This window comes from Heyndrickxia sporothermodurans, from assembly GCF_003055045.1.
Classification (GTDB): Bacteria; Bacillota; Bacilli; order Bacillales; family Bacillaceae_C; genus Heyndrickxia; species Heyndrickxia sporothermodurans.
Map to the genome: position 1 here is coordinate 14,345 of NZ_NAZB01000007.1, position 22,103 is coordinate 36,447.

At 37.7% G+C, this 22,103-nt stretch carries 19 protein-coding genes, 2 pseudogenes and 1 riboswitch; of the genes and pseudogenes, 1 reads left to right on the plus strand and 20 read right to left on the minus strand.

Annotated features, from left to right (window positions below):
* Positions 1-96 precede the first annotated feature (96 nt).
* The 16 genes and pseudogenes from B5V89_RS01125 to B5V89_RS01200 form a co-directional block, all read right to left on the minus strand.
* The gene (locus B5V89_RS01125) at positions 97-1,392 is read right to left on the minus strand and encodes an O-acetylhomoserine aminocarboxypropyltransferase/cysteine synthase family protein (protein ID WP_066228333.1); all 1,296 of its coding nucleotides are present in this window, start codon (positions 1,390-1,392) and stop codon (positions 97-99) included.
* 136 nt (positions 1,393-1,528) lie between these two features.
* A riboswitch (SAM riboswitch) is annotated at positions 1,529-1,642 on the minus strand.
* A gap of 273 nt (positions 1,643-1,915) precedes the next feature.
* On the minus strand, positions 1,916-3,055 hold the full coding sequence (locus B5V89_RS01130) for a trans-sulfuration enzyme family protein (RefSeq protein ID WP_066228329.1): 1,140 nt from the start codon (positions 3,053-3,055) through the stop codon (positions 1,916-1,918).
* Between the two features lie 107 nt (positions 3,056-3,162).
* Positions 3,163-4,608: a cardiolipin synthase gene (cls, locus tag B5V89_RS01135; RefSeq protein ID WP_066228326.1), complete on the minus strand. Its 1,446-nt coding sequence runs from the start codon at positions 4,606-4,608 to the stop codon at positions 3,163-3,165.
* A gap of 239 nt (positions 4,609-4,847) precedes the next feature.
* The gene (locus B5V89_RS01140; RefSeq protein WP_107921423.1) at positions 4,848-6,197 is read right to left on the minus strand and encodes a murein hydrolase activator EnvC family protein; all 1,350 of its coding nucleotides are present in this window, start codon (positions 6,195-6,197) and stop codon (positions 4,848-4,850) included.
* 75 nt (positions 6,198-6,272) lie between these two features.
* Positions 6,273-7,157 (minus strand): permease-like cell division protein FtsX, encoded by an 885-nt coding sequence (gene ftsX, locus B5V89_RS01145; RefSeq protein WP_066228319.1) that lies wholly within the window; start codon positions 7,155-7,157, stop codon positions 6,273-6,275.
* A complete protein-coding gene (gene ftsE / locus B5V89_RS01150) occupies positions 7,147-7,833 on the minus strand; it encodes a cell division ATP-binding protein FtsE (protein WP_066228316.1) in 687 nt (228 codons plus the stop codon). The genes ftsX and ftsE overlap by 11 nt, the downstream gene beginning before the upstream one ends.
* A 351-nt stretch (positions 7,834-8,184) precedes the next feature.
* Positions 8,185-8,556 carry a cytochrome c551 gene (gene cccB, locus B5V89_RS01155; RefSeq protein WP_066228314.1) on the minus strand — a complete coding sequence of 124 codons (372 nt, stop codon included), beginning with the start codon at positions 8,554-8,556 and terminating at the stop codon, positions 8,185-8,187.
* A 48-nt stretch (positions 8,557-8,604) separates the two neighbouring features.
* Positions 8,605-8,869: pseudogene (locus B5V89_RS01160) on the minus strand (YitT family protein); the annotation flags it as partial.
* Positions 8,870-9,070: 201 nt separating this feature from the next.
* Positions 9,071-10,169, minus strand: a protein-coding gene (gene prfB, locus B5V89_RS01165) for a peptide chain release factor 2 (RefSeq protein WP_235598282.1) whose coding sequence is annotated in 2 segments (ribosomal slippage) — positions 9,071-10,105 and positions 10,107-10,169 — 1,098 coding nt in all. Because the reading frame shifts where the segments join, the coding sequence is not laid out codon by codon here.
* A gap of 87 nt (positions 10,170-10,256) precedes the next feature.
* Positions 10,257-12,770, minus strand: a complete 2,514-nt coding sequence (gene secA, locus B5V89_RS01170; RefSeq protein WP_108070126.1) for a preprotein translocase subunit SecA — start codon at positions 12,768-12,770, stop codon at positions 10,257-10,259.
* 207 nt (positions 12,771-12,977) lie between these two features.
* Positions 12,978-13,508, minus strand: coding sequence for a chromate transporter (locus B5V89_RS01175; RefSeq protein ID WP_066228306.1), 531 nt, complete (start codon positions 13,506-13,508; stop codon positions 12,978-12,980).
* A complete protein-coding gene (locus B5V89_RS01180) occupies positions 13,505-14,065 on the minus strand; it encodes a chromate transporter (protein WP_108070128.1) in 561 nt (186 codons plus the stop codon). Before B5V89_RS01180 ends, B5V89_RS01175 begins: the two co-directional genes overlap by 4 nt.
* Before the next feature lie 117 nt (positions 14,066-14,182).
* On the minus strand, positions 14,183-15,793 hold the full coding sequence (locus tag B5V89_RS01185; RefSeq protein WP_066228300.1) for a gamma-glutamyltransferase family protein: 1,611 nt from the start codon (positions 15,791-15,793) through the stop codon (positions 14,183-14,185).
* Positions 15,794-16,252: 459 nt separating this feature from the next.
* Positions 16,253-16,702 (minus strand): Lrp/AsnC family transcriptional regulator, encoded by a 450-nt coding sequence (locus B5V89_RS01190; protein WP_108070130.1) that lies wholly within the window; start codon positions 16,700-16,702, stop codon positions 16,253-16,255.
* Between the two features lie 73 nt (positions 16,703-16,775).
* Entirely contained in the window at positions 16,776-17,324 is a 549-nt protein-coding gene (gene hpf, locus B5V89_RS01195; protein ID WP_108070132.1) for a ribosome hibernation-promoting factor, HPF/YfiA family, read from the minus strand.
* Positions 17,325-17,471: 147 nt separating this feature from the next.
* A complete protein-coding gene (locus B5V89_RS01200; protein ID WP_066228291.1) occupies positions 17,472-18,464 on the minus strand; it encodes a phosphotransferase enzyme family protein in 993 nt (330 codons plus the stop codon).
* Between the two features lie 166 nt (positions 18,465-18,630).
* Between B5V89_RS01200 and B5V89_RS01205 the strand changes: the two genes are divergently transcribed.
* A complete protein-coding gene (locus tag B5V89_RS01205) occupies positions 18,631-18,882 on the plus strand; it encodes a hypothetical protein (RefSeq protein ID WP_407716576.1) in 252 nt (83 codons plus the stop codon).
* Positions 18,883-18,927: 45 nt separating this feature from the next.
* On the opposite strand, the gene B5V89_RS01210 is transcribed toward B5V89_RS01205, so the two are convergent.
* The 4 genes and pseudogenes from B5V89_RS01210 to B5V89_RS01225 all read right to left on the minus strand — a co-directional run bounded on the left by B5V89_RS01210 (position 18,928) and on the right by B5V89_RS01225 (position 22,082).
* Positions 18,928-20,229: a globin-coupled sensor protein gene (locus B5V89_RS01210; protein ID WP_108070134.1), complete on the minus strand. Its 1,302-nt coding sequence runs from the start codon at positions 20,227-20,229 to the stop codon at positions 18,928-18,930.
* A 164-nt stretch (positions 20,230-20,393) separates the two neighbouring features.
* Complete coding sequence (locus B5V89_RS01215; protein ID WP_084347933.1) at positions 20,394-20,663, minus strand: late competence development ComFB family protein; 270 nt, start codon at positions 20,661-20,663, stop codon at positions 20,394-20,396.
* Between the two features lie 129 nt (positions 20,664-20,792).
* Positions 20,793-21,152, minus strand: coding sequence for a flagellar protein FlaG (gene flaG, locus B5V89_RS01220; RefSeq protein WP_066235718.1), 360 nt, complete (start codon positions 21,150-21,152; stop codon positions 20,793-20,795).
* An 88-nt stretch (positions 21,153-21,240) separates the two neighbouring features.
* Positions 21,241-22,082 (minus strand): annotated as a pseudogene (locus tag B5V89_RS01225) (SAM hydrolase/SAM-dependent halogenase family protein).
* Positions 22,083-22,103 lie beyond the last annotated feature (21 nt).

A 22,103-nucleotide genomic window follows, 5' to 3' on the forward strand; every position in this document is an offset into this window, starting at 1 on the left:
AATCTTCAATTCCTTCATCGGGAAGGCATTTTATACATATCATAAACGGCACCACATATTTACTAGTTATGGAAATGCGGTGCCTGACACCTTCGATTAAACTGTTACACTTGTTGCTTTAAGAATGGCTTGGTTCAGATCGGCTGTGAGATCTTCAACGGCTTCTAGTCCGACGGATAAGCGAATTAGTTCTTCGGTTACACCTGAAACTTTTAATTCTTCGGCGCTTAACTGTTGATGTGTAGTCGATGCTGGGTGAATGATTAAAGATTTAGCATCTCCAACATTCGCTACGTGTGACCATAATTGAATATTATCAATGACTTTTCGCCCTGCTTCTCTGCCGCCTTTAATTCCGAAATTGACAATCGATCCGAAGCCGCCTTTTAAGTATTTAGCTGCTCTTTCATGTGATGGATGTTCTTCTAAACTTGGATGATTAACCCATGCAACTGCAGGATGGTTTTGTAAAAATTGTGCTACTTTACCCGCATTTTCAACATGCTTTTGTACACGCAAGTGTAATGTTTCCAAACCTTGTAATAATAGGAACGCACTATCCGGACTTAAACTTGCACCGAAATCTCGCAAAATTTGTACGCGTAATTTTGTTGCAAACGCCGCTTGTGGAACATCAACACCATAACGGAGACCGTGATAGCTTAGGTCTGGTTCTTTAAAATCCGGGAATCGGTCACTGTTCCAGTCGAATTTCCCACCATCAACTACAACACCGCCAATCGTTGTTCCGTGACCGCCGATCCATTTTGTAGCTGAATGGATGACCACATCTGCTCCCCATTTAATAGGGTTTGAAAGGTATGGAGTACCAAATGTGTTATCAATAATCAGTGGAACACCATTTTCATGAGCAACCTTCGCGACTTCTTCTACATCAAGAACGTGCAGGCTAGGGTTACCGATGATTTCAGCAAATACTGCTTTTGTTTTTGATGTTATCGCGGTTCTAAAATTTTCTGGGTCTGTTGCATCAACGAATTTTACGTTAATTCCATACTTCGGAAGGGTATTAGAAAATAGATTAAATGTTCCACCGTATAAATTTCCGGCAGCGACGATTTCGTCTCCTGCACCAGCGATATTTAGAATGGAGAAAGCAATTGCAGCCATTCCTGAAGACAATGCAACAGCAGCAGTTCCGCCTTCTAATAGGGCAATTCGCTGTTCAAACACATCAACAGTTGGATTGCCGATTCGCGAATAAATGAATCCTTGCTGTTCTAATGCAAATAAACCTTGTGCATGATCTGTATCTTTAAATACATAGGATGTGGTTTTATATACAGGAACTGTACGTGACCCTGTTGTTGGATCTGGTTCTTGCCCTCCGTGTAGTAATAATGTTTCGGGTTGAAATTGTTCGTTTGTCATTTTACATTCCTCCAAAGTTTTTGATTTTTTCTCTAGGCGAGCCGAGAAATTCCTGAAGTGTGATCGTTGAAGTGGGATATACGAAGGGAAGCAAAAAGCCCTCTTCATAAGAAGAGGGCTAATCAATAGGTTCCTCCCCTTATCTTTCAGATCTTTAAAGGATCTGTAGGAATTAGCACCTTTTCAAGCAAAATGCTTGAAGGTTGCCGGGCATCAAAGGGCCTAGTCCCTCCGCCGCTCTCGATAAGAGTGATTCATTTAGTTTTTTTAGAAAATTTTAAATTGCTCTTGTTTTGCATTATAGTAGACGAATTGTTACTTCGTCAACCTTTTTTTATAAAAATTTTTTCTAAGAATAGACGGTGACCGTTCCTTTCCGCGGGGAGGAAGTCGAGCCTCCTCGGCGCTAGCGCCTGTGGGGTCTCGACCTTTTCTCTATATCCCGCAGGAGTCAGGTTCCTTCCGCTCCAATCCACTCTGCGCTTTGTTAAAAGTAACAATCCTTCAGAAAAAGCGATATCATTTAAACCGATGCTTTAATGGCTTCATCAAATTGCTTAATGATATCCTCAGCATCCTCAATTCCAATCGAAATACGAACAACTTGTTGGTTGATTCCTATGTTCTGCTGTTCTTCGAGTGAAAGTGCTCGGTGGGATGTGCCTAACGGATAGGATACGGTCGTTTCAACTCCGGCTAACGTAGGTACAATTTTCACCCAGCCCAACGATGAAAAGAATCGATGGATGTCACATGTGTCAGCTAATTCAATTGTGACAATTGCCCCATTTCCTTTACTGGAAAGATCGGTGGGATAATAGACTTTTTTGATATTTGAATTTTGATAGAGTGCGTCTGCCAATTGTTTCGCATTTGCGGATTGACGTTCCATCCGTAATGCTAATGTTTTTATGCCGCGACAAGTTAGCCAAGCTTCAAAAGAACTTAAATTACTTCCGAGATTCACTACTTTTTGACGTGCTTTCGTCATTAATTCCTCGGAACCAACAACAACTCCCGCCGTCACATCGCTATGGCCGCCTAAATATTTCGTCGCACTATGAGCGACAATATCGATGCCCTCCTGATAGGGATTTAGCAAATATGGTGTGGCAAAGGTATTGTCTACCATTGTATATAAATTATAATCCTTACCTAGTTTTACTAGTGTATCAATCTGTTCCACACGTAAAAAGGGATTTGTAACCGTTTCGGAATATAATAGTTTTGTATTTTCCAGTATTGCATCTCGGATGGCAGTTTGATCAGCAAAGTTTACAAAGGATGTTTCAATTCCTAAATTTTTTAATTCTTCCTTTAACAAATGGTGTGTACCACCATAAATATCTTCAGCCGCAACGATATGATCACCAGATGAAACAACCGATAACAGACCAGCTAGTATTGCTGATAGCCCCGAAGAAGTAGCTACCCCACTTGGTGCCCCTTCAAGGTTTGCTACCATTTGTCCTAGTTCATCCGTGTTTGGATTGCCCGTTCTCGAATATAAGTAAGATTCATCACCTTGATAAAAACCTTCAAGCTCTTCTAATGAACTAAAAGTAAAAGCAGAAGTTTGAAAGATTGGTGTCGTTTTACTACGAATATGATTGGTCTTTTTTAATGAATGATGAACGATTTTCGTTTCAAATGATTGATCCACTTTGCCAGCACCTCTAACTATAGGATAATTTTAAATATTTTAAATTGTACGCCCGATCTATATTTTTGTCAAAAAAATGATAGGGTTATCCCTATCATTTGGCTGTTTTATAAAATTGGAGACAATAATCTTGAGACAGATTCCTTGAATCGAATCGATTTCGGTCGTTGCAAATAGTCCTCTAATGTTAATTCTCTTGATTTTTCCATATCTGCTTTATAAATCAATTCTAGTCTTTTAGAAAGATGATGGCTATACAAAAAGGCATTCACTTCAAAGTTTAAACGGAAACTTCGATTATCAATATTCGCAGTACCAACTGTTGCTATTTTCCCGTCAACTACGAGCATTTTTGCATGAATGAATCCATTTTCGTATATATATACTTTTGCACCTGTTTTCAATAATTCCCCAACATTGGAATATGTAGCCCAATAAACAAACATATGATCAGGCTTGTTCGGAATCATTAAACGAACATCCACCCCAGATAAAATCGCGATTTTAAGTGCATTCAATAGGCTATCATCTGGAATGAAATATGGAGTTTGCATGTATATGTATTTTTTCGCCTCATTAATCATCTTAATATAACCGTTTTTAATTTGCTCCCACTCTGAGTCAGGTCCACTGGATACAATCTGAACATCTGTGTAGCCGACAGATTGTATATCGGGGAAAAAACTTTCTTTATAACGAATTTCTTTAGCCGAGGCTTGATTCCAATCTAATACAAAACGTGTTTGCATTGCATAAACAGCTTTTCCCGTTATTTTCAAATGGGTATCCCGCCAATAACCGAATTTTTTATCCAACCCCAAATACTCATCACCAATATTAAATCCACCGATATAGCCAATACTACCATCGATAATCGCAAGTTTGCGGTGATTTCGGAAATTGACACGTAAATTCAGCATCGGTATTTTTGCAGGAAAAAATGCCGCGACCTCGCCACCGGCTTCAATTAATTCTTTAAAAAATTTCCGTGGAAGCTTTCGCGAACCCATGTCATCATATAAAAAACGAACTTTGACCCCTTCCTTGGCCTTTTCAGTAAGCAGTTCAACTAACTTTTGACCTAATGAGTCATTTCGAACGATGTAATAAACAAGATGAATGTGATCGTTTGCCCTCTTTATATCTTCAAATAAAGAGCGAAATTTGTCCTCACCATCAATAAAAATTTCTACCTCATTATCATGTGACATAATCGCATCATCATTAACTAGAAGCATATAAACTAATTCTTTATATTGCACAGTCCGCTCATCATGAAAGGGGAAAGAATTATTTCTTAACAGTTCAATTTGACGATGGGCGATTTCCTTTATTCCAATTTTCTCCTGATCTTTCCAATAAAAGATTCTTCTTCTGCTCAAGTTTTGTCCAAAAACTAAATAAATAATGAATCCTGCTACAGGAATAAACAACAAAACTAACAGCCAAGCCCATGTTGCACCTATGTTTCGCCGTTCTAGAAAGATGACGGCACCCGATAAAATAAAGTTTAAAATAAAAAAAAATGCCAATAAAATAGTAATAATTGTCATCTTGAACTCCTTTAACAAGATACGTTATTTCTTTTTGTTACGATAGTTTCGTACAGTATGTCCGAAACTATCGTAATTAAATAATTACCTATTTGAGAAATAGCGGAAACTTATTCCACTGTATCATAACACATATTTTAATTTCTAACATCATAAATACAAATACTAATTATTTACATGCAACAATCAGATAACAATAATTCCGCAAAAAAAAGAACCACATAAAGTGGTCCTTTCATTTAAAAATTAATATAGTTTCTAGGGTTTACAGCATTTGAATGGGATGCTGTCCATGGTCCGATATAGAATTCAAAATGTAAATGTTGGCCATAGGCTTGTCCAGTGCTTCCCATATAACCAATGACTTGTCCTTTTCGTACTGTTGCATTTTCACCAATGGTACGAGAACTCATATGTGCATAAACTGTCGTATAAATTTTTCCGTTAACAGAATGGGTAATGAAGATGCAATTTCCGTAACTTGAAGAAAAATATGAACGAGTTACTACTCCATCACCGGCAGCCACGATAGGAACTGTTCCTCCCTTAGCAATATCTATTCCTGAATGGAATCCATCTGCATCGAAAGAGCGTCTACCAAATTCAGAAGAAACATAGCCTTGTGCCGGACGTGTAAATGTTCCGGATGAAACAGCTGGTGTTCCGGAAGATTTTCCTCCGCCACTGCTCACGCTATTTACACTATTACTACTGTTTCCACTATTCCCGCTGCCGTTTGTACTATATGAGCTTTGTTGTTTCTGTGCAGCTGCTGCTTCTGCTGCGGCACGTTGCTCTTCTGCAATACGATCCTTTTCTAATTGAATCGCTTTTTCGATCGCGGATTTTTGTGCAGAAAGGATTGCATTTTCTTCCTCTAAAGACATTTTATCATGTTCTAGTTTTTTCTTTTGTTTTCCAAGTTCTTTCAATATCACATTTTTTCTTGATTTTTGTTGATTTAATTCAGCTTTCATCGCTTGTAACTTTTGTTGCATTTCTTGAAGATTATTTAGTTTTTTTGTTACATCTGCTTGCTTCTTTTCTAACTCCGCTTGATCTCTTTTTTGTTCATCAATGATTTGCTTATCTGCATTGACTAATGTAGTAACGGCGGATACACGGTCAAGTAAATCCGCAATGCTGTCCGCACCTAATATAACATCTAAATAATTTACTGAGCCCCCACCATTTGTTTGCATTGTACGGGCACGTTTGTCCAACAGTTCATTTCGTTCCTTGATTCGCTTTTTTAATGCATTAATTTCGGATTTCAGCTTTTCTATTTCCCTTTTAGCTACATCAATTTGTTGCTGCTTTTCTTGTATTTTTTCATCTGTATCTGCGATATTTACATCTAATGTTTCCAATTCACTTTCAAGATTGTTTTGTTTTCCTTTAATTTCATCAATCTTGTTCTCTTTTTGTTTAATATTTGAGTGAATATTTGACTGTTTATTTTGCACATCTTTTTGCTGATCTTGTAAATTCGATAGTTTGGATGCAAAGGCATCGGATTGATAAGCAAATAAACCGCCAAAACCAAGTACTGATGCTAAAGTAACCGAAAGCAATGACTTTTTTTTCAATGTTTTTCCCCCTTAAGAAATTTTATATGTATATGTATGGATGGCCGAGGTAGCAGCACTACCTCGGTTATATGTTTAAATTTTTAAGAATCGGCGAATGGACATTGTACTTCCCCAAATACCAATTAAAATACCCATTAATAGGAGTATGCCTGTAATTTCAAACACAAATGGATTATAGTTTAAAATTTGAATCATATTACTTTCTAATTTTGGTGCTAAGAAACTATGCATGTAATAGTATCCGAATGTGATAATAAGAATCGGTAAAATTGATCCGAGAATCCCTAACCAAAGGCCTTCCATAATAAATGGCCATCGAATAAACCAGTTTGTTGCACCTACTAATTTCATAATCTCAATTTCTTTACGTCTAGCAAAAATCGTAATTTTAATTGTATTCGAGATTAAAAACATCGCGGTAAATAATAAACCAATAACTAATACTAATCCCACATTACGGCTTATTTTTAACACATTAAACAGTTTCTCTACTTTCCCCTCACCATATTTTGCAGATTCGACATGGGGGAAAGATTCGATTTGTTTCGCTACTGCCGGCGTATCTGTCGGCTTCTTTGTTTTTACAATAAATACATCATAGAGGGGATTGTTTTGTTCGAATAACTTCATGTCATTCCCCATACTATTTATTAAATTTTGAAGTTCATTCTCTTTAGAAGAAAATTCAACTGATTTAACTTGGCTTAAGTTCTCTATTTTATTTTTAAGAGCTTCTTGATCTTGTTGTTTCGCTGTTAAATCGATATGAACTCTAACTTCGACATCATGCTCGATATCGGAAGCAATTTTATTCATATTCATCATAATGACAAAGAAAACGCCCACTAGCAATAATGTGATAGTTACCGCACTTGCAGAAGCAAACATCATCCATCCATTACGCCCTAGACTCTTGAAGCTTTCGCGAAGGTGTCTTCTAACTGTTCTAGCTTTCATATCCGTAATCCCCCCGTTGCTCGTCACGGACAATGCGACCGCCTTCTATAGCGATAACTCGATGTCTAATCGTATTAACGATTTCACGATTATGTGTTGCCATTACCACAGTTGTCCCTCGTGTATTAATTTCTTCTAAAATGTTCATAATTTCCCATGACGTTTCTGGGTCAAGATTTCCCGTAGGCTCGTCCGCAATTACAACCTTTGGTGTATTTACAATGGATCGTGCAATCGATACACGCTGCTGCTCCCCACCGGAAAGCTCTGTTGGAAGCATTCTTGCTTTATGCTTCAATCCGACTAAATTAAGAACTTCCATCACCCGTTGTTTGATTTGCTTTGGTTGTTCCTCGATTACTTCCATTGCGAAAGCAACATTTTCAAAAACCGTTAATGTTGGCAGCAATTTAAAATCTTGGAAAACGACTCCTATTTGTCTGCGAAAATATGGAATTCGGCTATTTTTCAACTTACTTAAATTAATTCCATTAACCATAATATTACCTTGTGTTGCTTTTTCCTCGCGGTAAATCATTTTTATAAAAGTCGATTTCCCTGCTCCACTAGGTCCGACGACATATACGAATTCACCTTGTTTGATTTGAATGTTCAAATCATTTGTAGCTATAATCCCATTGGGATATTTTTTATATACATTTTGCATTTCTATCATTTAATCACCTTACTCTTCTAGGATCATTTTACTAGATCCCCATAATTCATAACTGTCATTTTCTTTACTATTTCGCTAACTTCCCGCGAATAACTCGAATGCTGACGTAAAATAGCGAAATTTAATCACAAAACTATTATAACATCATAAACTTGAATGTTAATGGAAAATAATATTACATTTATATTTCAAAGCTTTATTCTATTGAAAAATTTGATTCTTTCGAGAGGAAAATATTCATATTTTAAATACTTTTTCAATAGTATGAAAGTTCTATTTTTGTCATTATATCTGTTAACAAAGAAAAAACCTGATGTTTGTCATACTAACATCAGGTCATTTGAATTGCTATTATTTTTTCTCAGATAGCCATGTAGCTACTTTATCTGCGTCATCACCTTTAATAAGTCCTCCAGGCATTCCGCCTGATTTCCCCTTATTAATGATATCGAGGATTTGATCTTTGTTATATTTTGCTCCTACTTTTGTTAAATTAGGGCCAACTGCACCTTCGAGGTTTCCACCGTGACAGCTTGCACAATTTTGACTAAATAATTTTTCTGCATCCCCAGCACTTGCTGTGTTTGTCGATTTGTTAGTATTTGTCGTTGTTTCATTTTTATTAGCATTATCATTATTATTGTCCTTGCTACTAGAGCCGCAGGCAGCAAGTCCGAATGCTAATGTGAAAATCATCAGAATTCCTATTAGCTTTTTAACCATTTTATTTCCTCCTTTAGATGTTGGAAAATTAATCCTTTATCATTATTACTATATACCTTTTTCGCTTCTTTTGAAACCTTCCCCAAGTACCTCTGATGCATCCATAACCACGACAAACGCAGATGGATCAAGGGCTTTCACTAGTTGTTTCAACTTTGTGAATTCTATTTGATCGACCACACATAAGTACCGGTCTCTCACTCTCAGTAAAACCACCATATGCTGTTAGTTTTGTCACACCACGGTCAATTTTATTCAAAATTCCTTTACGTATTTCTTTCTTCTTTTCGGTAATAATTAATACCGTGTTTGAGCGATTCAAAAATTTTAATGATAGGTCTTCAATCTCAACGTTAAGATGCCTTCACCACGCAGGTAAAGGCTTCTTATAAAAAGAATTCAAATCAAACATAAACTGTCCACCCCAGATGGAAAGTGTCCACAAACGGTGCCTGACACCGGTGTAATGACACCGGTGTCAGGCACCTATAAAGGGGCACCTATAAAGTGACACTTATATGCGAGAGCGGAGGTAGGCGTTGATGAAGTTGTCAAGCTCGCCGTCCATTACTGCTTGGACGTTACCTACTTCTGTGTTAGTTCGATGGTCTTTGACCATTGAGTATGGGTGGAAGACGTAGGATCTGATTTGGCTTCCCCAGCCGATTTCTTTTTGTTCTCCACGAATTTCAGCGAGTGCTTTTTCTTTTTCTTCGAGTTCACGCTGATAAAGTTTTGCTTGGAGCATTTTCATTGCTTGCTCACGGTTTTTGATTTGCGATCTTTCGTTTTGACATGTAACAACGACACCTGTTGGGATATGGGTAATACGAACCGCTGAATCGGTTGTATTAATATGCTGTCCACCGGCACCACTTGCACGGTACGTATCTATTTTGATGTCTTCTGTGCGAATGTCGATTTCAATCTCTTCGTTAAACTCCGGCATAACTTCGCAGGAAACGAAGGATGTATGACGGCGTCCTGACGAATCAAACGGTGAGATTCGGACTAGACGATGGACCCCTTTTTCCGCCTTTAAATAGCCATATGCATTATGTCCTTTAATTAATAAAGTGACACTTTTAATTCCAGCTTCATCACCAGGTAAATAATCGAGAGTTTCCACTTTGAAACCTTTTTTCTCTGCCCAGCGTGTGTACATGCGTAAAAGCATGGAACCCCAGTCTTGTGATTCCGTACCACCTGCACCGGGATGAAGCTCAAGAATCGCATTATTTTTATCATATGGTTCGCTTAATAGAAGTTGTAATTCAAATTGATTTACTCTCTCCACTAATGTTTCCAATTCAGATTCTAGTTCCCCAGCAAGTTCCGCATCATTCTCTTCTTTCACAAGTTCATGAGTTAATTCAAGGTTTTCTTGAATATCAAGAAGTTCCTTATATTCATTTACTAAATCCTTTAAGCCATTAGCTTCATTGATGATCGTTTGTGCACCTTGCTGATCATTCCAAAAGTCAGGCTCAAGCATTCTTTCATCTAATTCGGCAATGCGGGCTTCTTTGTTTTCTAAGTCAAAGAGACCCCCTAAAGTCCGCTAGTTTCTTAGCTGTTTTCTCAAGTTCTGTACGTATTTCAAATAATTCCATTTTGCCTCACCTCAGGGTGTAATTTGTAATTAGTTTAGGACAGGCTTTTTCACCTGTCCCTTAAAAAAATCCATTTGTATCATAGATTTAAACATTCTTACCATGACATTGCTTATACTTCTTGCCGCTTCCACATGGACACGGAGCATTACGGCCAATATCAACGGATTTTTTCACCGGTTTCTTTTTCACCTTTTCCCCGTCTTCTTTCGGATTCACCGCTTGACCTTTAGCTACTTCTTCACGTTGAAGATTGTTTCTAATTTCAGCTTTCATCACATATTTCGCTGCATCCTCTTCGATTGCTTCAATCATCCCTTCAAACATAGCGAACCCTTCACTTTGATATTCTCGTAACGGATCCACTTGACCGTATGCACGAAGATGAATTCCTTGACGCAAGTGATCCATTGCATCAATATGATCAATCCATTTTGAATCAACTGCACGAAGGAGAACAACTTTTTCAAATTCGCGCATTTGTTCAGGTGTTAACGACTCTTCCTTTTCATCGTAACGGACTTTGACTTTTTCCATAATAAGGTCTGATATCTCTTCAGGTTCCTTACCACGTAATTCGTCAATTGTTAAATCGCCTTCAGGTAAAAGATTGCCGTGAACAAAATCAACTAGTCCTTGAAGATTCCAGTTTTCTTCGTCCTCATGACTTGAAGCATATAGTTGAATATTGCGTTCAAGAACAGACTGAATCATTTTTTCAACGATTTCACGTAAATTCTCGGAATTGAGCACTTCATTTCGTTGAGTATAAATGATTTCACGTTGTTGGCGCAACACATCATCATATTGTAAAAGTTGTTTACGGGCATCGAAGTTATTTCCTTCTACACGTTTTTGTGCTGATTCCACTGCTCGCGATACCATTTTACTTTGAATTGGTTGGGAATCATCCATACCTAAACGCTGCATCATGTTTTTCATATTATCTGAACCAAAACGACGCATCAATTCATCTTCCATGGAGAGATAAAATTGTGTGACCCCTGGATCACCTTGACGTCCTGAACGACCACGAAGCTGATTATCAATCCGGCGAGATTCATGGCGCTCTGTACCGATAACAGCTAATCCACCAAGTTCTTTAACTCCCTCACCTAGTTTAATATCTGTTCCACGACCAGCCATGTTTGTAGCAATCGTTACGGAGCCTTTGTGGCCTGCTTCAGCAATTATTTCGGCTTCACGTTCATGATTTTTCGCATTCAATACATTATGGCGAACGCCTTTTTTCTGTAATAAACCGGAGATTAATTCAGATGTTTCAATTGCTACCGTACCGACAAGAATCGGTTGGCCTTTTTTATGACGTTCGGCAATGTCTTCAACAACTGCACGGAATTTCCCTTCCATACTTGCATAAATCAAATCCGGACGGTCGTCGCGAATAATTGGTTTATTCGTAGGAATAACAATAACTCTCATATTATAAATGTTTCTGAATTCCTCTTCTTCCGTTTTCGCTGTACCTGTCATACCGGCAAGCTTTTCATACATTCGGAAGTAGTTTTGGAATGTAATTGTTGCCATTGTCATACTTTCATTTTGAATCTCAACGGCTTCTTTTGCTTCAATTGCTTGATGAAGGCCATCACTAAAGCGACGTCCTTTCATGAGACGACCGGTAAATTGATCGACAATCACAATTTCCCCATCTTGTACAACGTAATCAACATCCAAATGCATGCTGACATTTGCTTTTAACGCCTGATTAATATGATGATTCAATGTTACATGTGAAATATCGAATAGATTATCGATTGAGAAATAGCGTTCTGCTTTATTGATTCCTTCTTCTGTTAATTGAACACTTTTCGTTTTTTCGTCGTATGTGTAATCTTCTTCTTTTTTCAATGTACGAACAAAAGCATTCGCTTGAATGTATAGAGAAGTAGATTTTTGTGCTTGACCGGAAATAATTAAAGGTGTCCGCGCTTCATCGATTAAAATGGAGTCGACCTCGTCAATTACTGCATAATACAATGGACGCTGCACCCGCTGTTCCTTATATAACACCATATTATCACGTAAATAGTCGAATCCAAATTCATTATTCGTTCCATAAGTGATGTCAGCAGCGTATGCTTCTTGTTTTTCTTCATTTGACATACTATTTAAGTTTAAGCCAACGGTTAAGCCAAGAAACTCATATAATTCACCCATTTCTGTCGCATCACGGCTAGCTAAGTATTCGTTAACAGTGACAACATGGACGCCTTTTCCGGAAAGCGCATTTAAGTATACGGGCATTGTCGCTGTTAAGGTTTTCCCTTCACCCGTTTTCATTTCCGAGATATTTCCTTCGTGTAAAGAAATCCCACCCATTAATTGGACGTGGTATGGATAAAGACCAAGAACACGACGAGCACCTTCCCGAACAACAGCGAAAGCTTCTGTTAGTAAATCATCTAATGATTCGCCGTTTTGATAGCGTTGTTTAAATTCCTCTGTTTTTTCGCGAAGCTGTTCATCAGACATTTTTTCCATATCAGATGCTAATTCTTCAATTTGATTGGCCATCTTATCAAGTCGTTTTATTTCACGTTTGTTTGCATCAAAAACTTTTTCTAAAAAAGCTGCCATGTAGTAAACGCTCCTTTATAGTAAATGTGAGTGAACTTTCGTTTAGGTCTTAACTCTTTCGTGATGAAAGACCAAAAATCCTCTCACCAAGCATTCTTATTTTGAAACCTGATTAAATTTTACCATTGTATACTATGAAGTGACAACTCATACCAAGTAGGAGAAAAAAATTAAGACCTGATAACATGTAGCAGGCCAAAAATTTCCTTACCCAAGAAAGATTGCTCCGTATAGTAAAGCCCCACAAATAACGTAGACGGGACTTACTTTCCACTTTTCTAATAATAGCAGACTCGCACCACCTAAAAAGATGGTATGTATGATACCAATTCCTTCGTATGAACTGGAGAAAAAGTCAATTGTCATGACTCCTAATAGTACCGCTATCGCCGGACGAACGAGTTTCGTCATATTTTTTACCTTCGGAGACTCTTTAAATTTTAGTAAAATCCCCAATAAAATGATCAGTAAAATAATGGAGGGCGCAATGGTCGCAAATAAACCGACAATGGCTCCTAATATCCCCCCTTGCTGGTAACCAACAAAACCAGCTAATTTAGTCGCTATTGGTCCCGGCAACGCATTTCCTAACGCGACCATTTCACTAAATTCATGGACGGTAAACCATTTATAACGGTCAACTACTTCATGTTCAAGTAAGGGAATAGAAGCGGGTCCCCCTCCATATCCTAAAAAATTCGCCATAAAATTCGCTACGAAAATTTGCCAATAGATCATGATGCTTTCACCTGCTTTTCTTTCTCTTCCTGTTTCGAAAATAAAGCAGCAACTAGAAGTCCGACAATCATGATCGCTGGATGAAGTCCTAAAATATTGATAACGATAATACTAATCCCGATGACAATGAGAGTTGACATCCACCCCATCGAACTCTTTGACTTTTTAACAAAATCCCATGTGAGCACACCTAACATGACACCAGCAATTGGTACAACGGCTTTTGACATCCCTCTTACCCATGGTTTGTCATTATACGCATGTAATACCGTTAATAAAATAATCATTAAAATAACGGTAGGCAGAACCGTTGCAGCAAGTGCCGTAAGCATCCCTAAAAAGCCGCCAACCCTCCAGCCAATATATCCAGACATTTTCGTATTAATCGGCCCGGGGAGTGTATTAGCCAATGCCAATATATCGGAAAATTCTTCGTCATCCATCCATTTATACGTTTCTACGACTTCCCTATGCATAAGCGGAATGGCGGATAATCCTCCTCCATAGCCGAGCATACCCGATCGGAAAAAGGCAATAAAAATATCCATTTGTTTCAAAACTATCACAATCCTTTAATCATTTCTATTGATGCTATTCTCGTTGAAAAATTTCCTCATACACAAAATGATCGATATCGTTAGATTGACCATATTTGATCGAACCAATCCTATTCACTACCAAGCAGCAATCGATCCATCTGTTCTAGATTCTGTCCCTCCCATTAAAACACCCGTTTCAGGATTTCGCCAAATAATTTGCCCCCTGCCAAAACCGCCAGTATCAGGAGCAATTTCGATTTGATGACCTAAACGAATCAATGCCTGCACGAGATGGTTTGGAAAATTCGCTTCGACAACAATTTTCTTCCCTTCTATCCATTGCCAACGCGGGGCATCCAAGGCAGCTTGAGGATTCAAATGAAAATCGACCGTATTCATGACTACTTGAAAATGTCCCTGCGGCTGCATATAACCACCCATGACGCCGAATGGGCCAACAGCTTGATTATCTTTTGTGAGAAAACCAGGAATAATCGTATGATAGGTTTTCTTCCCAGGCTGTAAAGCATTGGAATGCTCCGGATCTAAAGAAAAATCATGTCCACGATTTTGCAAAGCAATGCCTGTTCCAGGGATAACAATTCCCGAACCGAATCCCATATAATTACTTTGAATAAAGGAAACCATGTTACCCTCCCCATCCGCGGCAGCCAAATACACGGTACCTCCACTTGGCGGCTTATATGGATCAGGGACTAATGCCATGTCTTCAATCAATTCACGTCTCGTTCTTGCATACTCTTCTGATAATAAATGTTCTGTCGTAAGTTTCATATGTCTTTGATCAGTAATAAAAGCTTTCCCATCAGTAAATGCAAGCTTCATCGCTTCAATTTGTTTATGATATGTCTCGACCGTTTCTTTTTCGGTAAAATCAAAGCCGCGCGCAATATTTAAGGCCATTAATGCTACCAGCCCTTGCCCATTCGGTGGAATTTCCCATACATCATAGCCGCGATAGTGAGTAGAAATCGGTTCGACCCATTCCGCTTTGAAATCAGCCAAATCCTCTTTTGATAAAAATCCATCATATTTCTGAATATAATCTGCAATTTTTTCAGCTAATTCTCCACGGTAAAAACTTTCCCCATCTGTCTCTGCAATTGATTGTAATGTGGCAGCATGACCAGGTGAACGCCAAATATCACCTATAAGAGGGGCATTTCCATTCGGTGCAAATGTGTCAAACCAAGGCTGGTATTCTTCCCCTTTGAAAATTTCTTTGAAACGTTTATAGGTCGCCATCCAATTTTTCCCTAATATTGGTGTGAGCGGATAGCCGTCCTCCGCATAGCGAATCGCTGGTTGGAGTACATCTTGCAGCGGCAGTTTGCCGAACTTCTTTGATAGCTCGACCCAAGCAGCTGGTGCACCAGGAACGGTAATCGGAATGACACCGTATGTTGGCATTTTTTCATGTCCTCTCGCCTTGATGTCATCGATAGAAATGGACTTAGGTGCCGGACCGCTCCCATTTAATCCATGCAACTTCCCATTCGTCCAAACGAGTGCAAATGCGTCCCCACCAATTCCGTTTGAAGTTGGTTCAACTACCGTTAAAGCGGCCGCCGTGGCAATTGCCGCATCAATCGCATTTCCGCCTTTTCGAAGAATACTAAGTCCAGCCTGAGCTGCCAATGGCTGCGATGTCGCCACCATTCCATTTTTCGCAAATATTGTGTTACGAACCGAAGAATATGGCTGATACAAATGATCCAATTTCACCTTCTATTCCCTCCTTGAAAACAAATAATCCTTTTTGATTAACATTTGTTAGTCTTTTTTGTAAAAATAATTTACAAACGGAATTATTTTTTAATTAATTACGATTATATAGAAAATTTTCATTTTATTCTACAATAAATTTTTTTAATAAGAAAAACCGAGCAAAAAAGATGCCCGGTTCGGATTAAGCGCATTTTAGTAACTAGCACGCTATGTCATTTTTAGGGTTTATTTCGAGGATTCGTTCACTTGAATATGGTTTTCCTGGCCTTATCTTCCCGCATCCAGCAGATTCGTCCACTTGAGCAGGGTTCATCCATCCTTATCTTCCCGCATCCGGCGGATTCGTCCACTTGGATTTCCCGTCCTCATCTTCTCGCATCCAGCGGATTCGTTCACTTGGTCTCAGGCTCCAGGATTACGAACTCAAATTCCACTCTTAGCATGCAGTTGTTTCACTTAAAGCTTCAATCCATTTCGGCTTTTAAATCGCCTTAATAAAATATTACTTTCAACTCTTGTTATCCCGTCTAACGCATACAATTCATTGTTGATGAAATTTTCCAAAGCAATAAAGTCGTCGACTAAAACATGCATATGTAATGTGCTAGGACCTGTCATTTGATAGCAACTGGCTACACTTGGATTATCTGCAAGAGCTTGTGCAACTTGAACTAAAAAAGCTGGTTCACAATCCACTTCAAAAAACGCGGATACGTGCTTTCCAATTTTTTCTGAGTTAATCACAACAGTAAATTTTTCGATTACGCCATTATTCATTAATTGATGTACTCGCTCGCGAACTGCTACACGGGACAAGTTTAATTCCTTGCCAATATCTACATAGGATGCACGCCCGTTTTCTGTTAAAATTTGAAGAATTTTTCGATCAATATCATCCAACTTCATTTTATCACCCACTTTTAAGGAAAAAGAAAGGCGAGACACTACAACTGTAGGTACTCACCTTATTGTCAGATCACTATTTCGTTTCGATTAAACCATATTTCCCATCTTTTCGACGATATACGATGTTTGTGTTATTTGATTCTGCATCGGTGAAGACGAAGAAATTATGTCCAAGCATGTTCATCTGAAGAACCGCTTCTTCACTATCCATCGGTTTCAAATCAAATTGCTTTGTACGAACAACTTCAAACTCAAGATCATCGTCGGATTCCGCTTGGCTTTCACCGTTTGAGAAAAATTCCATTGCATTTCCTTTTTCTCGGAATTTACGATTGACTTTCGTTTTATGTTTACGAATTTGTCGTTCGAGCTTGTCAACAATTAAGTCAATTGCTGCATACATATCGTTATTAATTTCCTCTGCCCTTAGGACTAATTGCGGGAGGGGAATGGTAATTTCAACTTTAGATGATTTATCTTGATACACTTTAAGATTAACATGTACATTTGCTTCAGGTACTTCTGTAAAATATCGTTCTAATTTACTTACTTTTTTCTCTGTGTATTCTCTAATTGCTGGAGTTACCTCAATGTTCTCGCCACGTATGTTGTAGTTCATCATATGGACTCCTCCTCATTATATGGATGCCGCTTCCATTTGCTTAAACATTGGAAACTGCCTCCTATTATAAATACTATGTTTATATATTTCTATTATAGCCCATCATATTCCTGCTTAAAACGAAAAGTTTTTTGTCGAATTTGAGAATTATGTCAAAAAGTCTATATCGACAATGGCTACATTCTCTTCCATCCGTTGTTTAATTTCCTTCATCCAATGTTTCACACGATCATTTCGTTCCTCGGGAGCAACTTTTTTATTAAAAACTGCATATAATTCACTGTCTCGAAGTTGTAAAAATAAAGGTATCATTTCGATCCAGTCACTAAAAAATTTATTTTCCTCTTCGTATCCGTCGAGAAAAGCGGTTAAAAATTTTTTAGCAAACCGATTTCGTTCATCCCTCGTACTATAAAAATGCTTTGAATTCGTCGCATAATAAAGCGGAATAGCAATGTCGGAAGCAAAATAATGATAGCTTGCATCATCGAAATCAAAAACATGTATCGTATTACCATCATAGAAAAAATTCCCTTGATGAATATCAGAATGAATTAATCCATAATTATCTTTGCTTTTCGCTAATTGCTGAATTTTTCCCACGACATTCCTTGTATGTTCAAGTAACTCCTCATTTGAGTAATATTTTTCAAAATCAAGTAGATCGGCGGAATCCCAGTGTTGTCTTGGAACAATTCCTTCCGAAGGCTGATACTCTTTCGTGTGGCGATGCATCTTCCCGATCATTTTCCCCCATTTATAGAACAACTTTTCATTGAAAATGGAATCATCTAATGTAATCGGATCACCGGATGCTTTTTCAAAAAGACTGGCAAAAAAAGAGGAGTTCTCAACCGTAAATTCCTCTACTGTTTTTTCGTCAGGTGAAAGTAAAACATTTGGTATGCTAATTCCGCAACGATTCAAATATTGAATCCAGTCTAACTCAGATTCCAATTCCTGTTTGGAACGATGCGAACTATGTGTTATCCGCAATATTTTAGGCTTACCCAGCTCATACACTTCGAACACATAATTTTCAAAATCACCTAATTTTTTATAGGAATGATCTAGATTAAATCGATTTAATATGTTTTCGATAACGTCTTGAGTAAAGAGATTCTCTACAAATTGTTCCACTCCCATATCCCCCATTTGTCCTATTTGGAAAAAATCATAGCATACTCTTAACTAGTTTTCTGTATTTTTTTATTTTTCATAAAGTGGGATATTCACCCAAACCCTCTTTGTGTAATTTTCATATCCTTTAGGGAAAGCGTTTATAAATAAAAGAGGAGGAAATGTGATGCATCCTGAGTATTATCATCAAATGCCAAATTGGAATGAGTATCAATACAATGCCAATGATCAACGAATTTGGGGACGCCCTTGGGGATTTGGTCGTCCATGGGGGTTCGGTCGTCCGTGGGGCAGACCATTTTTCGGTGGACCATTTTTAGGCGGAGTTCTCGGAGGACTTGCAGGATCTGCCTTGTTAGCTCCTGCCCTTTACGGCGGCTATCCGTATGGATATGGCTACCCAGGGTTCTTCTGGTAGATCCTTTATAGTAAAAAGAGGTATCCAAATTTGGATACCTCCTATTTAATTTGTATTAAATCTTTGTGAAAGCTCCTTTAAATCGTCAGAAGAAATAGCAATTTGTTCCATAAGGTTTGTCACTTGTTGAATAATTTCCGACGTTTGCGTTAGCTCAATTTTAGTTCGATCACTATGATGTTTATTTTCATCTGCTGCTTGTAAAATTTTATCAAAGAATGAGTCCATATTAGTGATCTCTTTTGAACTTTCCTTTGTAAGTTCTGTCACATCTCCGATCGAAATTGTTACATTCTCAATTTGACTTTTTATGCTTTCGATTAATGTAGAAATATTACCGATTGATTTTTTTGTTTCTTCGGCTAATTTTCTTACTTCACCAGCAACGACCGAAAATCCCTTTCCATACTCGCCAGCCCTTGCAGATTCGATTGCTGCATTTAATGCTAATAAGTTTGTTTGTTCAGCAACACTCGTAATAATGGAAATGATGGAATGAACTTGATCCGATGCTTTCTTAAGCTCTTTAACCCGTTCATTGATATTTAGAGTACTTGCTTCAATATTATTGATTAATTGTAGTTCTTGACTTAATTTTTCTTTACTAATACTTGCTTCCGCAGACATTAACTTTGCTACTTCAACATTTTGACTAGCAATGGACAGCATTTCAGCAGATTGTAAATTTAGTTGATTCATAAAATCATTGGTTTGGGTCGAAAATTGAGAAAGCGTTTCAGATACTTGGGCCACTTGCTGCTCAATAATTTTCTTTTGTTCTTCATGCTGCTTGCGGACTTTTTGATATTCTTTATCATATGTTTCAAGAACAATTTGTTGTTCAAAGTTAAGAAGTTTTGAAATGCTTTTTATGATTTCAATTACCCTAGCTTTTGATTCTACATGTTCTTCAATGAGTTCAATTAAGGAATACAATAGATTTTGAAATGCCCCTAAATACCATTTAGGTTCTAACCCAATATGTAAATGAACAACAGCTATCGTTTTCCGCTTTTCGATAAAGCCATCATCAATAACTCCAACAAACATTTCACTTATATGGCGTTTTAATGTTTGTCGCAGCCGGTCGATGCTACTATACTGATTGATGATGTTCATTAAATTTGCCTGATGACCGATTGCATCATAAAAATCATCAACGATCTTTTCAATGTTTTGATCAACAATATATTTTATAGATGCTGCGATGCGTAAATCTCCCTCTGTAAAACGAATCATTTGCATCTGTTTGTTTACTTCATGATCTTTAATATTTATCGAGATTAGTTGTTCATCTTTCTCAAGAACAGGTTGTTCATTTATTGTTTTTTTACTGAACCAATTCATTGGCCACCTCTTAGATCTTATTTTTGTTAAGGCAATGTTAAATTAGGTTGTTGATTTCTTCTGCAGGTGCTCGTATTATTTGAACAATACTAAGTACCTATTATTTATCTGAAAAATAATAACAAAACTACATAAATACTATACTTCAAAAATTCCTTAATACATCATATATGCCGCGGATTTTTCGATACGATTTCCGCTGCCTGAAAAACGGTGCTAATTATGTTCGCCGCGCCTTGTCGATCGGCTGTATATGCCGCCCGAACAAATGGACTCGTATTTGGATTCACGATATATTTCGGAGGTAACCGATTTAATGAAAGTGCTAAAATATCGTCTAAACAATTTTCACAAGCACATGTTAAATTCAACTGATCTTTATGTTCATCAATTGCATTTCTTACAATTTCCTCCATCACATTGAACACAGGCATAATATGTCCCCCATGAGATCATTATTAAAAACATAATTAAAACCACCTACTCCAGGTGGCTACACTCATTTTATCATAGTTTTAATTATTTCATATACTGGATTAACTAGGAAAACATATTTGTATTTATTATATTTTTTTATCTACCATAACGCCAAGAAATTCAGTCATTGCTGCATACATATCGAGCATTTTCTTTGAAGGAATTTCTTTAACGACTTCCTGTGTTGTGTCATCAACTACTGTTACATAATACTCATTTAATTTATCATGAAATTCGAATTTTAAATGAGTGTTTGATGCAGCAACAAACTCATTCATACTATCAATTATTTTTTCGAGTTTATCCTTTGGCACCACTTCCACTTTCATTTCTTCTGTATGCCTGGATTGCGTCGATTCTGCAAGGTTACTATTATCCGTATCTCCTTGGACTGTAGTAGTTATTGTTGCTGCAGGTAGCGCCTGTCCTCCAAGTCTATCAATCATTTCCTCTCACCCCTTACAACCCTTTTATTTTTTATATCGGTTTGTCAATGGGAATGTTTAGTACTTTTGGCTAGTTTTTCTGCAATTATTACATTATTTTGCGAATACTAATTTTCCAATTCGCCCCGGTCGAAATATGATAAGCTTTTGCAAAAGATCCTTGGTTAAGAGCAACGCCTATTTTGTCTAAAGAATTTACATAAAGCAATGGTTCTCCTAGCCGACTATCCGCGAAACAACGACCAAATGTCATTTTGTTTTTATACACTTGATGTCGATTATTAGAGAGCGTCACTTCTAATGATGTTCCGTATTCAATACTCCGCTTTTAAATAATTCACGACTTATATTCGTCCAAAGATTCCCGAAGCGAACATCTAGAATATCAATTGTTCCAGAAATAGTCCCTTGATTGATACTCGCCTCTATATTAGGTAATTCAATAATTTGATTCACGTCGATTTCAGGACCTACCTGTTCAAATGTGATAACATTTGCCGCTAATCGTGCTCCTGTATAGGCATAAACATCACGACCATGGAAGGTGTATGATTCACCCGACTTCGGCAATCGATTGACCGTTTCATCAATCACTCTCGCCTCTTTAATACCAATCTGTTGTTTAATATGCGTCAATGTCCCATTATCGGGTGAAACAATATATTGATTATCCACCGTTTTAGCGACAATACTTAAACGATTCGATCCCACTCCAGGATCAACGACGGAAACAAAGACCGTTTCCGCTGGCCAATACGTGATGGTTTGGTAGAGACGATAAGAGCCTTCCCAAATATTATATTGTGGAATATCATGTGTTAGATCAAAAATCCGAAGATCCGGATCAACAGAAATGGCCACTCCATACATTGCACTAACTGCCCCATCACTTGTACCAAAATCTGTTTGAATCACTAAATTCTTACCCATGCTGTTATCCTCCCTGGCTTT

Bases quoted from the DNA above. Each gene is read 5' to 3' on its own strand.
- B5V89_RS01210 (WP_108070134.1), bottom strand. From the start codon at position 20,229: ATGAATTGGTTCAGTAAAAAAACAATAAATGAACAACCTGTTCTTGAG.
- secA (WP_108070126.1), bottom strand. From the start codon at position 12,770: ATGGCAGCTTTTTTAGAAAAAGTTTTTGATGCAAACAAACGTGAAATA.
- B5V89_RS01190 (WP_108070130.1), bottom strand. From the start codon at position 16,702: ATGAAGTTGGATGATATTGATCGAAAAATTCTTCAAATTTTAACAGAA.
- B5V89_RS01175 (WP_066228306.1), bottom strand. From the start codon at position 13,508: ATGATCTATTGGCAAATTTTCGTAGCGAATTTTATGGCGAATTTTTTA.
- hpf (WP_108070132.1), bottom strand. From the start codon at position 17,324: ATGATGAACTACAACATACGTGGCGAGAACATTGAGGTAACTCCAGCA.
- ftsX (WP_066228319.1), bottom strand. From the start codon at position 7,157: ATGAAAGCTAGAACAGTTAGAAGACACCTTCGCGAAAGCTTCAAGAGT.
- cls (WP_066228326.1), bottom strand. From the start codon at position 4,608: ATGACAATTATTACTATTTTATTGGCATTTTTTTTTATTTTAAACTTT.
- B5V89_RS01215 (WP_084347933.1), bottom strand. From the start codon at position 20,663: ATGCCTGTGTTCAATGTGATGGAGGAAATTGTAAGAAATGCAATTGAT.
- B5V89_RS01125 (WP_066228333.1), bottom strand. From the start codon at position 1,392: ATGACAAACGAACAATTTCAACCCGAAACATTATTACTACACGGAGGG.
- flaG (WP_066235718.1), bottom strand. From the start codon at position 21,152: ATGATTGATAGACTTGGAGGACAGGCGCTACCTGCAGCAACAATAACT.
- B5V89_RS01205 (WP_407716576.1), top strand. From the start codon at position 18,631: ATGCATCCTGAGTATTATCATCAAATGCCAAATTGGAATGAGTATCAA.
- ftsE (WP_066228316.1), bottom strand. From the start codon at position 7,833: ATGATAGAAATGCAAAATGTATATAAAAAATATCCCAATGGGATTATA.
- cccB (WP_066228314.1), bottom strand. From the start codon at position 8,556: ATGGTTAAAAAGCTAATAGGAATTCTGATGATTTTCACATTAGCATTC.